Raw genomic sequence first — 11986 nt, 5'->3', positions numbered from 1 at the left:
TCTAAGCCCGTACCAGCTTCATCAGTTTCACAGCATCTCTCCGCTTATGCACATCTAGCTTTTTGTAAATCTTATAGATATGCGTTTTTACTGTGCTTTCAGCAAGAAATAGTGTTTTGGCGATTTCACAGTTAGAGCTGCCGCTAGACATCAAATTCAGTATCTGCCTTTCCCTGTTAGTGAGTTGCTCTAAGCATTGATGGCTTGAGCAGCCTGGAATGCGGTATATATTGATCATTCTTTCTAAACAGTCGCGAGGAAGCCATAATCCTCCGTTTAAAATGCATTCAACGCTTTCTGGTAAGTGCTCTATTTTTGCTTCTTCTAGCAGTAGCCCTTTGAGCGATTTCCAGCGTATACACATATCATTTTGTTTGTGTTCGGGAACATTGAAAACCAGCACACCTAAATTAAGTACATCAAAATCAGGCAGTTGTTCTGACTGTTCAAGTTCTTTGCATGCATTGAAGTCAATGATGACTAAATCGATATTGTTCTGCTTCGATAATTCGGATACTTCACTTGTCTCAATTTTAATATTCTCAATTTTGTTTAATTGATTTTTTATTAAATTATTTTGTAAGGCGTTCTCTGAAATTATCAACAAGTTTTTGATGTTCATAGAAAAACCTAGTGGTTGGTTCGTATGGGTAATAATTACTTATTTGGTTTGATTAATAGGTTAGCAATGAGTTGAACAATTGGCTAATTTTTAGGAGATAATAATTAAAAAGACGATCATAAATAAACTTTAGTACTATTTTATATTTTTTTACTTATAAAGTTATATTAAATAAATGCTTGAAATTGTTGTAATCAAGCTTTTAAGGTTATTTTGGTTTTTTTTGTGATTGATTAGTTATTAAAAAGTATCTTTTTAGTCTGTTTAAATATTTTTTAAAAACATACTTCCATACTACTTGTTAAATCATTGTTTGTAATGGTTTGATTTGAATTGAGTTTATTTGCTGTACGTTTGGTTAATTATCTTTTTATTGATGATTATTATTTTTCACTTAATTCCATATTGGGAATACTACCTATAATGAATTTGCCAATCGGCATCTTAAGCAGTAATTAATACACTTAATTCACATGGAGTGGATATTATGAATATATGTAAAACAGGTATCGCTATCGCTGTCAGTTCATTAATGGCTAGTGGTTCTGCTTGGGCATTAGTAGACAATAATGATGTGTTGAGTAATAACACAACGTATGTTGATGCGAGTGACACAACGACAACAACAACCAATACTGATCTGAGTGATAACAATAGCTTCAACGATACAAACAGCAACAACAGCAGTACGGACGTTGACCTATTGAGCAACAATGATACAGAAACCAACACGCTAACCAGCAATGATAATGATACAGATGTCGATCTGCTCAGCAACAACACCGACAACAGCGTGAATAACAGCGGTAACTCTTCAAACTCAGCAAGTTGGACAGATAACAGCAGCTCGCAAAGTTATGAGTTGAGTATTGACTCTGAAGTTGTGGTGGCGAATGCCTCTCTCAGCGGCAATGTATCTGGTGTCGGCGTCAGCTATGGCGGTGGTTTTGTAAGTGCGGGTGTCAGTGTTAACAATATGAACTCATTAGATGGTATGAGCGGTGCAGCGGGTATTGTCACTGTGTCTCAAAACTCTGGTGCAAACTCTTTGACACAACAAGCGGTGACTACTAACGCATCATTGTTTACGGATTAATTTAATATCTAAGCAGGAGAAAGCGATGCGCTTAGCAATAATCGCCTTGAGTGCGATGGCTTCGCTATCCGCTAGTGCCGATGATATTAATTTGACTGAACAAGAACTGTCTACAGAAGTCATGGAGAGTTCACGAGGTGGTCAATATTACATCGACATTGAGAGTATAACGGCATCGTCTGAACTCAATGGTGTCAATGCAGGTAACACGGTGAATGACTCTGTGACAGGCAACAATATTATGTCATCAGGCGCATTAGCCAATAGTTCCGGTATTAACAGCGTTATTCAGAATAGTGGTAACAACGTGCTGATACAAAACTCAACGGTCGTAAACCTGACACTCAAATAACATGAACGTTTATCGTTTTTTAATCGTGGCGGTGCTTTTCGTATCAGCACCGTCATACTCATTAAATATACTGCCTAGTCGTGGCCAATATTCTGTGCCAGTAAAGAGCTACAGTGAAGTTGTATTTGGTAATGTATTACGCCAAAAATACGATTTCAGTTGTGGTTCGGCTGCTTTGGCATCCTTACTTTCCTTTCATTACGATATGCCTTCTGAAGAACAAGATATTTTCCAAAAAATGTTTGATAGCGGCGATAAAGAACTCATTGAACAGCAGGGTTTTTCATTGCTTGATATGAAAAAGTACTTGGAATCTGTTGGTCTTAAATCAGACGGTTTTAAACTCAATTTAGACAAGATTCGAGAGCTTGGTGTACCAGGGATTACTCTGGTTGACTTCGATGGTTATCTACATTTTGTCGTGATTAAAGGAATGAACGATGGATTCGTCATCCTTGGCGATCCTTCGAGAGGGACCATGAAAATGAAGTACGAAAGATTTGCAGAACACTATCAGGGAATTGTTTTACTTATTCGTAACCGCGCTGAAGTTGGAAGAACCACGTTTGTTACGGATAACGATTTCTCTGTGTACGCAACGTCTCCCATTCAGCAAGGTATCATGAGAGACAGTTCCGGAAATCTCGGTATTCTTCGACCGAACGTAGGGCAGTATTGAACGCTATGGAGGGATGTATGAAATATCGTTACCTATTTGGAGTCATGATAGCTTTAAATATTCCGGTAGGAGAGGTGGTGGCGAACCCAAATACTAACGCTAACGCACTGTTAATCGTGAGCAATGTGAATCCTCTGGATGACCAGCAACTAGCCAGTTATCGAGGTGGGTTTAAATTTCAGAATGACTATATTGTGAATATTGGTTTGAGCATTAAGACAGCAATAGATGGGAATGTGATGCTCAATTCGAGAATTGCCAATTTAGTGATACAGAATGGGAATTTGAAAAATCTTGCGGTGAGTAGTAGTGAGCAAAACCAGCAAGAGGTAGGGCTAGTCAATGTCATTCAGAATGGTGGTGGAAATAATATTTCTGTGGATGAGATCTCTTCCTCATACCGTCCTGAAGTTGTCAGTGCTTCTTCCATCACTAATATTGTTCAAAATACGCTGGATAACAGTGTGATTGGTTTGAGCACGATTGTTGATGTCGACGCACAAGTCGGTTCCGCTTTGCAGCAAGTTCGAGTAGCAAAACAGCTTGAAGAAGCCGTCATGGCTCGCTTCTATTAAAACCTCATATCCTTTCTACTTAGGTAGAAAGGATATTTTAAAACGTTACGGGTACTCTTACTGAAAGCTGAAAGTCTGGCGTATCTTCAGTTAATCCCGCTTGAGCACTAATCCCAAGAGATGTTTTCTTACTAATCGCATAGTTGATCCCAAAGTTAAGAGAGTCCAGTTGGAGCAACTTCGCATCATCATTCTCCACGCCGTTAACTTTGCTTTTAAGTATGGTTTTATGGCTAAGCCCAACGGAAAAAGAAAAGTCAGGGTTAATAGCAAAACCAAAACCACCACTGAGTGAAATGGTGTCTCCTAAATCAACTTCGACCTGCTGATTACTGATTTCCACATCGTCTTTAAAGTTGTAGATGTAGCTAAGACTCGCATAGATGACGGCAGGATCGGAAGGGAAGATCATCGAAATTGAAGGCTCTACGCTCCAAAAACCGGATCCGGTAGGGACATCTAAAAACGTATTAGTACTGGAATCTACCTCAACATCGTAGGGAGACTTACCAGTATCCGATTTCACAATGAAACCCGCCACCCAATATGGGGTGGTGTTAAAGTTGAGTTGCTGTCGAAGCGCAAACTCAATATCCCCAAGCCCTCCACCGTCTAAAGTGGTATTGATGGTATTCGCTTCTGCTCCATCTTGAATTGGCCGGGTAGAGACTTGATCGTTGCGGTAAACATAGGGCAAACGGAGCTCCAACTCAGTACTTCGGGTTAATCCGTAACGCATTGTCAGCCCCGTGGTAATAGTTGTTCGATCAGAGTCGGAAACCTCTATTCGACCCACAAGAAGGGTTGGTAAAATCGTGTAACCAACGACGGAAACTTTATTCGATGAGTTTTGCGTGTAACTTATCGAAGTATCGACAGCGAATTTCCCTTTCGGTGTTAAAACCCCTGGTCTTTCAATTATGTCACTGACGGATTGTGGTCGTTTCGCCTCGTCCTTATCCTCAGCCAATACGGGTTGGAATAGACTCAATATGACTGGAATAAAGGCAACCGATTTATATTTTATTAGCATGTAATTTTTCTATTTAGTTAGGTTCTATTTAACTTAGGTAAATAGTCGAGAAAAATCTTTTTAATGGTTGCTGGAATATGGTTCTTTATTGCTTGTTGGAATTATAAGTTTTGTTGCTTTGTAAGTGGGATGTTGTGTGTAAAATTTAAATGAAGTTGTAAATATAATAGTAAAGTTTATGGATGTTTTTATGTGTCCTACTTTCATAATACTAATTGTTAAAATATCTGAAATTAAATTTATCTCTCCTATTTTTGATTAGGAGAGTTGACCTGATAACCGAGCTTCTCGATATCGCTTTAACCTTTTAACTTTGCCTCGTGAGTGCCGCTTTCTTCTAATTAATCGATTCTACGATGAATGACTTTTATTTTTTGACCTATGAGTAAGGTTGAACGGATTCGTTAATCAGCGATTCTGCTGACGGTTTGTTGTTAGTTATGAACAATTAAGAACAATTTTGCATATCCAAGAACAAATGTGCATTGGATAAATGCAGGATAAACAACTACTTTACACTCCTTTATTAGAATTATATCTAAAACCCATTTTCCAACGTCTGAGGAATGCAGTATGTCAGTTGCGGTTATCGCTGCTTTAGCAGTATTTACCGGTATTCTCTTCTTGTTGTTTAAACAGCAGCAGAAAAAACACTCACTTTCACGTCTAGTTCTTTTAGGCTTAGTGTCAGGCAGCTTGTTTGGCCTTGGTCTGCAACTCATTTTTGGTGAAGGTAACCCAGTAGTTAGCCAGACTCTTGACTGGGTAAAAGTGGTCGGCAGTGGCTATGTCGGTTTACTGAAAATGGTCATTATGCCGCTAGTGCTTGTTTCAATGATTTCTGCGGTTGTAAAACTGGAGAAAGGCGGCTCACTGGGCAAAATTTCTGGATTAACCATCGGTGTGCTTCTTTTCACTACTGCAATCTCTGCGATTATCGGTATTGGTATTGCTCATGTATTCGGTCTGAGTGCGGAAGGTTTAACAGAAGGTGCGCGTGAAACTGCGCGTATTGCAGTGTTAGAAAGCCGTTCTGCTAGCGTAAGCGATTTGACTATTCCTCAAATGCTCATCAGCTTTATTCCAACAAACCCGTTTGCTGACTTAACTGGTGCACGTTCAACATCGATCATTGCCGTGGTTATTTTCGGTGTTCTTACAGGTATTGCTGCACGCAAAGTGATGATTGAAAAAGAAGAGTCAGCTTCGTCTATCCGTAGCTTTGTCGAGAACGCTCAGTTTGTAGTAATGCGCCTTGTGAAAATGATCATGGCTCTAACTCCATACGGTGTTGCTGCTTTGATGGCGAAAGTGGTTGCGACTTCTAGTGCGTCAGACATTCTGAATCTACTAAGCTTCATCGTGGCTTCTTATGTAGCTATCGCTTTGATGTTTGTGGTGCACGGTGTGTTGGTTTCGTTTGTTGGTGTAAGCCCGAAAGAATACTTCACGAAAATTCTGCCTGTACTGACGTTTGCATTTACTTCTCGTAGCTCTGCGGCAACGATTCCGCTAAACGTAGAAGCGCAAATCGAGAAATTACGTGTACCGCCAGCGATTGCAAACCTATCAGCTTCATTCGGTGCAACAATCGGTCAGAACGGTTGTGCGGGTATCTACCCAGCAATGCTGGCTGTAATGGTTGCGCCTAGTGTCGGTATTGACCCACTAAGCATTCATTTCATTGTTTCTCTGGTTGCGATGATCACGATTAGCTCATTTGGTATTGCTGGTGTGGGTGGTGGCGCGACATTTGCGGCATTGATTGTTCTACCAGCAATGGGCTTGCCTGTAACTATTGCAGCGTTACTTATCTCGATTGAACCACTAATCGATATGGCACGTACGGCGCTAAACGTTTCTGGTGCAATGACAGCAGGAACGATCACTAGCCGAATTTTGGGTGAAACAGTTTCAGACGAAGAGCTGCAAACTCAGAAAGCGTAAGCGAATCAGTTCTATGAATTCGATAAAGGCAGGTATGAAACCTGCCTTTATTTTTGCCTCAAGTATCCACCACACATTCTATTTACTAGTAAAGGGTGAATAGAACTTCGGAATAGTCTGCTTTATAAGCCATACCTTCCATGTGATATCACTCGAAACACAAATGCATTAAGTTGCTTATTATTCGGTCTCGCCACTAATGATCAGAATCGAAGATGAAAAAGGAGCGATTTAAATGCTAGAGAAAGTCGAAAGCGTGATGGAAATGAATGGTCTTGAATATGCGCGCAGCACGTACAGTTTGACTGCGAAGTTTAGCTACGGGATTGGTAGCGTAAAAATCAGATACGATCCTGCGACCAATACTTATCTGTATAGCGGTTGTGAAAAAGTGATATGGGTCGGATGTTTTATCTTATTCTGTGTTTCTTTTAACATGATGCTCCATCCATCTGACTATATTCTCGCGGGATATTTAGCGGGGATGATGTTCGCATCGGCAATGTTGAGCTTTTTTCAGCAGGTACTTCTACATATTCAGATGTTGGACATCAAAGCACAGCTTAGAGCTGAAGGCATTTATCTTAAGTTTGGTTGATTGCAGAGATGATTTAAATAGTCCCAACTCGGACTGTAAAGTGGAAAAGTGACAGAAGGTAACCAAAGATCATAGGAACTAATATTGAAGGCTGTCGTCTGATTGCTATTGTATCTTGAGTTCCCTGAGGTGGGTATGACATCTTCTCATAAAGGTTTAAAAGCCATTGCCGCTTTAGAAGCTTTTAAAGGTCTTCTTTCTCTTATCGTTGCCTTTGGGCTGCACGTTTTGGCTGGGCAGAATCTTCAGCGAGTGGCAGAAACCATCGTCAGCCATGCTCATTTGAATCCTGCTGGTCGTATACCTAGCTTATTTATCCACGATATGAGCACATTGCCCGAAGGTAAAATAGTGATTCTATCTGCGATGATCCGTTTTATGGAGGCGTATGGGCTTTGGCGAGGTTTTGTTTGGATTGAGTGGTTTGCCCTGATAAGCGGTGGTGTTTACTTACCTTTCGAAATTTATGAAATGTATACCCATATTAGTGCTATCGGCGTTGGTATTTTTTTGGTGAACGTCGCAGTCGTCTGGTACATGGCGCGTATTCTGTTGAGCAAACGAAAAGAGAGGAGGGTTACATCCTAGGAAGTTTGAGCCGATACTTATCTGTCTCTTTCGCATTTATTTCAAAAATAAATGTTTGAAGCGTGTCATATTCATCCGGTACAATCCACCCCTGTTTAAGGGAGTAGCCTTCTTCTAATTTAGAAGAGTGAATGTCAACAGTCTCCAAGCTTTGCGCTTGTGGTATTCACGTCCTATCTGGTTCTGGCAAGACTTAAGCAATATAAAGGTTCGGGTCGGATCTTTACTATTGCTTAATCGTTAGCCGCCCCCATTTGTGAAAGGGTATTTTCTTAAGATGACAGCTATTTTCTTTTATACGTGTTTATCCATTTTTATGGTTGAACCGCTTCTCAGCTCTAACTTTCCTGCATGTAAAATCCATTCTCTTTCAGGAGATCAACTATGTTGCTAGCCATGCTTGCTATTGTTGTTGGTTTTGCATTACTTGTTTGGAGTGCAGACAGATTTGTTGACGGCGCAGCTGCGAGTGCAAATCATGCCGGTATGCCACCTTTGCTTGTAGGTATGCTGGTGGTTGGATTTGGTACATCTGCGCCAGAAATGGTGGTATCCATGATGGCTGCGATGGACGGTAACTCGCCGCTAGCATTAGGTAATGCGCTGGGTTCTAACATCGTTAACATCACTTTGATTCTTGGTATGACAGCCATCATCGCACCCATTGCTGTTCACTCGAATATCATTCGTAAAGAGTTGCCGATTCTTTTGATCATTACTCTTGTTGTTGGCTTAATGCTTTGGAACCACGACATCAGCACAATCGAAGCCTGGCTATTACTCGGTGGTTTCCTGTTCCTGATTTGTTGGTCAATTTGGCAGGTTATCAAGGGTAAAAATGATTCTCTAGACAAAGAGTTTAGTGAAGAAATTTCTCAGCAAAACATGCCATTAAAGCGCGCGATTTTCTGGCTAGTGCTTGGACTACTATTGCTGATTGCCAGCTCAAGAGTATTGGTTTGGGGGGCGGTTGAAATCGCGACACAATTAGGTGTAAGTGATTTACTCATCGGTCTAACGATCGTTGCTTTAGGTACTTCTCTGCCTGAATTAGCGGCGTCAATCGCAGCGGCACGAAAAGGTGAACACGACATAGCGGTAGGTAATGTTGTTGGTTCAAATATGTTTAACTCCTTGGCTGTGATTGGTATTGCAGGAACGATTGAACCCATAAGTAACATTGGCGCAGAAGTATTTTGGCGCGACTGGACATCAATGCTGATTGCCACTCTTATCTTGTTGTTCACCGCGTTGTTCTGGGGAAAAAACAAAACCATTACTCGCGGGGAAGGCGTGATACTTCTGCTGTGTTATGTCACTTACAACGCTTATCTTATCTATGACGCGCTATGAGCCGGATTCATTTAAATAGGCTTTGTTGTACTGCTTCCAGTTGGTTGTTTTATAAAGAGGTTTAGGCATTAGGCTACGACGATTAATGGATGTAGCCGATCAGGTCGGTGCTTCTTGATTTAGTTCGATTGATTTAAGCTACAAAGCCGATGCAAATGCAAAAAGTAACCAAGTAGGAAAGTCAGTAAACTAAATTAGCATTAATGCACAAAGATTATTACAAGAGTCATATTTAATACATGGCTCTTTTTTTTGCCTTCACGCCAAAAGAGGCTTTTCCAAATCTTCTTACCTAGCGGCCATTCATTAGTTACAGTCACAGACCTTTTCTCATGTTTCTCGGTGAACAATTAAATTCCTTTTGAAACCAGTGGCTGAATGAATCACCAGAGGCAAAACCAAGTTTTAGGGACAATTCTTCATTCGTTAAACCATCTCTTAAACCTGTTAACGCTTTATTATGCTTGAGTCTATTAATCCAACACTTATAGGATAACCCTGTTTCCTTTATAAAAAGTCTTGATAGCGTGCGTTCACATGCACCTACTTTTTGTGCCCATTCATTAAGGCTTATTTTTATAGATGGATTTCTTATAGTACTTTGAGTTATCTGTACCAGTCGCCTGTCTGTCGGTAACGGCAATATGTTGTTACTGGGTTTACTCTCTATCAATTCCTCAAGTAAAAAATCTAACAAGCTGGTGGCTTTGATTGGTTCAACCTCATCATTAGTAAACTTATCGATAATGCCAATGGCTAACTTACTTGCATCAATAAGCATAATTTTATCTGGCCAGGTTTCGGCTATTTCAGGTGGTAAATACATAGCGATAAGATTTGCATCGTATTTACACTCTGCATGATGCGATACGTTAGGCGGGATCCAGACCAACATACCTTTTTGAATTAGCCATTGGTTATGTTCTGCCTGACCGACGCAAAAGCCTTGCTTCATATAAATTAACTGGCCAGTATCGTGTTTGTGAACAGGCTCAATCATTACTTTGTTAATATGCCGTTCGACGGTAAAAAGCATAATGAACTGTTTCCCTGTTTTTTGAGCTATTACGAGTGGTAATACTTTGTTTATACCTTAACATGTTGATAGGGCAACATTACCAAAATAATCGTTATAAGGTACTTACAATTAATCTTTACAAGAACAACTGTATTTCCAACAGATTTAGAGACAATTGGCTGTGTAATAACATTGTTACAAAGATAAGTGCAGTACATATCATTTGAGCTAAAACCGCTTTGTGTAGTCGTCTCGACTCTTGAAACCAGAGTTCATCAACAGGGTCAATATTCGTTAATATCTCGGTTGCAGGATCGCGCCATATTTTTTCCGCAATCGAATCAATGATGAACAAAGCCACACTTAGAACGAACCAGGTTTGAAAGATGCGGTGCCAATCTTGCAGATAGAACATAACAATACCACTTAACATCACAATCCAGCCTGCAATGTTATAGTATCGGTCTGTAAACTCTAGCCCTTTTAATAACAGTGTCTTATTGGTTGATTTAGCATCCCTTAGTTTGTATGACATCCAGGGAGCTAATAACAGAGATCCTGTAGCGCCTACAGCTCCTAGTGCATGTAGTATTTTGATTAGGTCATAATTCATTATCCAATTTCCTTTTCAATCGTGTTGCTGAATAAATTATCATTGGTTCAACATGTCTTAAATGTTCTGAACTGACCAAAATCAGAACAAAACAGACATGTTGAAATATAATTTGTTAACTAGAAGCTTGATTGACCAAAAGGATTATTGATACGACTTTGGCAGTACAAAAGAGAATAGAGTCCCAACGAAGATCACTCCCGCAAGAATGTAAAAACTTAACTGGTATCCATTATCCTGACTAAGTTGAATCGTAGTGAATAGGCTAATACCAATAGCTGAGCCTAAATTACGCAAGAACTGTACAGTTGACGTCCAGCTGCCTAATTGTTCTTTGGGTGCAGAATTCTGCACATAAACTAGTGTAGTGGTGGAAACAAATCCCATTCCAAGACCTATCAATGCAAGGCATGCTGCGATTAGGGGTACAAAAGTAGTGTTAATCGCGGAGACAATTCCAAGCGTACCCATAAATAGGAGTACAGTCCCAATAAACGAGAGATTTCTAAATCCGAATTTAGCAAGTTTACTACCGCAAATTGCCGCCCCAAACACCCAACCCAAAGCAGCCATAGTGATTAACACACTTAATGACATGGTTGTTTGCCCGAGTTCGGAAAGGGTTACTGGTATTATTGTGACAGCTGAATAAAGAGTCGCACTCGATACCAATATCAATACAACGGTCGCTATTAAAGACATACGCTTGAAAAACACTGTTGGTATAGGACTCGCGTTTGAATCTATTAAAACCCTAGCAGTGAGTAAAATAAACGCACCAAGAGCCATAAATGCAAGTATGTAGTTGTTAAGCCATTCTATATGATTTGTACTAACCAACAGCATTACCGCTAAGCTTATGATTACAAATGCTATTTGAGCTAAGAAATCAATTTTTAGTTTGCTTTGATTCTTACCAATGTCCAAAGACTTAACTTTAAGTAACATTGCCAGAGCAATTAAGCCAATAGGTATATTTATAAGAAATATCGACTCCCAACCAAACATTGATGAAAGAGAACCACCAAGAATCGGACCGAGAATGGCTGATATTCCCCATACACCACTTAACATACCTTGCATTTTTGCCCGTTCGTTAACTGGAAATACGGCGGCGAGTAGGGCATAACACAAGACTATAATTGAGCCGGCACCAATACCTTGTAAAACGCGGGCCAGAATTAACATTTGCATCGTTGATGCATTCGCCGCAAGTACAGACGCAATCATAAACACCATGATACTAACGGTAAGTGTTGGTTTTATTCCTACTCTGTCACCGACTGCCCCAACGAACGGGGCAATTAGTGCAACTGGTAACAGAAAACCCGACATAACCCAAGGGTATAGAGATGGTTGGCCTAATGAATTTGTAATTTCTGGTAAAACAGTACTTACAATTGTTCCATCAACTGCGGCCATAAATAGTGATAGGACAATTGCAAATGTGGCAACCGAACTTTTATTGGTGTTACAGTGTACTTCCTGACTCATTTCAGACTGCATAAAGCC

Annotated in this window: 13 protein-coding genes; 8 read left to right on the top strand and 5 right to left on the bottom strand. The window is 40.2% G+C overall.

From position 1 onward, the window contains the following. Position 1: 1 nt before the first annotated feature. On the bottom strand, positions 2-622 hold the full coding sequence (locus tag AAGA51_RS19510) for a response regulator transcription factor (RefSeq protein ID WP_042485891.1): 621 nt from the start codon (positions 620-622) through the stop codon (positions 2-4). 487 nt (positions 623-1109) lie between these two features. Between AAGA51_RS19510 and AAGA51_RS19505 the strand changes: the two genes are divergently transcribed. Genes AAGA51_RS19505 through AAGA51_RS19490 form a run of 4 tightly spaced genes read left to right on the top strand, consistent with a single transcriptional unit; the run spans position 1110 to position 3324 of the window. Further along, positions 1110-1718, top strand: a complete 609-nt coding sequence (locus AAGA51_RS19505; protein ID WP_052404598.1) for a hypothetical protein — start codon at positions 1110-1112, stop codon at positions 1716-1718. 25 nt (positions 1719-1743) lie between these two features. Beyond that, complete coding sequence (locus AAGA51_RS19500; RefSeq protein WP_042485895.1) at positions 1744-2070, top strand: hypothetical protein; 327 nt, start codon at positions 1744-1746, stop codon at positions 2068-2070. Position 2071: 1 nt separating this feature from the next. Then, complete coding sequence (locus tag AAGA51_RS19495) at positions 2072-2749, top strand: C39 family peptidase (RefSeq protein WP_042485899.1); 678 nt, start codon at positions 2072-2074, stop codon at positions 2747-2749. A gap of 17 nt (positions 2750-2766) precedes the next feature. Beyond that, positions 2767-3324 (top strand): hypothetical protein, encoded by a 558-nt coding sequence (locus AAGA51_RS19490; RefSeq protein WP_052404599.1) that lies wholly within the window; start codon positions 2767-2769, stop codon positions 3322-3324. 37 nt (positions 3325-3361) lie between these two features. Here the strand turns inward: AAGA51_RS19490 and AAGA51_RS19485 are convergent, their stop codons facing one another. Beyond that, complete coding sequence (locus AAGA51_RS19485) at positions 3362-4357, bottom strand: transporter (protein WP_042485903.1); 996 nt, start codon at positions 4355-4357, stop codon at positions 3362-3364. 573 nt (positions 4358-4930) lie between these two features. Between AAGA51_RS19485 and AAGA51_RS19480 the strand changes: the two genes are divergently transcribed. The 4 genes from AAGA51_RS19480 to AAGA51_RS19465 all read left to right on the top strand — a co-directional run bounded on the left by AAGA51_RS19480 (position 4931) and on the right by AAGA51_RS19465 (position 8843). Beyond that, on the top strand, positions 4931-6304 hold the full coding sequence (locus AAGA51_RS19480; protein ID WP_042485906.1) for an L-cystine transporter: 1374 nt from the start codon (positions 4931-4933) through the stop codon (positions 6302-6304). Positions 6305-6539: 235 nt separating this feature from the next. Further along, positions 6540-6902, top strand: a complete 363-nt coding sequence (locus AAGA51_RS19475; RefSeq protein ID WP_042485911.1) for a hypothetical protein — start codon at positions 6540-6542, stop codon at positions 6900-6902. A gap of 135 nt (positions 6903-7037) precedes the next feature. Further along, complete coding sequence (locus tag AAGA51_RS19470; protein WP_042485999.1) at positions 7038-7490, top strand: DUF2127 domain-containing protein; 453 nt, start codon at positions 7038-7040, stop codon at positions 7488-7490. Between the two features lie 384 nt (positions 7491-7874). After that, the gene (locus AAGA51_RS19465; protein ID WP_042485914.1) at positions 7875-8843 is read left to right on the top strand and encodes a calcium/sodium antiporter; all 969 of its coding nucleotides are present in this window, start codon (positions 7875-7877) and stop codon (positions 8841-8843) included. Positions 8844-9159: 316 nt separating this feature from the next. On the opposite strand, the gene AAGA51_RS19460 is transcribed toward AAGA51_RS19465, so the two are convergent. The 3 genes from AAGA51_RS19460 to AAGA51_RS19450 form a co-directional block, all read right to left on the bottom strand. Continuing rightward, a complete protein-coding gene (locus AAGA51_RS19460; RefSeq protein WP_042485916.1) occupies positions 9160-9879 on the bottom strand; it encodes a helix-turn-helix domain-containing protein in 720 nt (239 codons plus the stop codon). A 118-nt stretch (positions 9880-9997) separates the two neighbouring features. Further along, the gene (locus AAGA51_RS19455) at positions 9998-10474 is read right to left on the bottom strand and encodes a hypothetical protein (protein ID WP_174435419.1); all 477 of its coding nucleotides are present in this window, start codon (positions 10472-10474) and stop codon (positions 9998-10000) included. A gap of 144 nt (positions 10475-10618) precedes the next feature. After that, positions 10619-11980 carry an MFS transporter gene (locus tag AAGA51_RS19450; RefSeq protein WP_052404600.1) on the bottom strand — a complete coding sequence of 454 codons (1362 nt, stop codon included), beginning with the start codon at positions 11978-11980 and terminating at the stop codon, positions 10619-10621. Positions 11981-11986: the final 6 nt, after the last annotated feature.

This window comes from Vibrio diazotrophicus, from assembly GCF_038452265.1.
In the GTDB taxonomy this organism is placed as follows: domain Bacteria; phylum Pseudomonadota; class Gammaproteobacteria; order Enterobacterales; family Vibrionaceae; genus Vibrio; species Vibrio diazotrophicus.
Note: the sequence above shows the minus strand (reverse complement) of the source record. Positions and strands in the feature narration are given on the sequence as shown.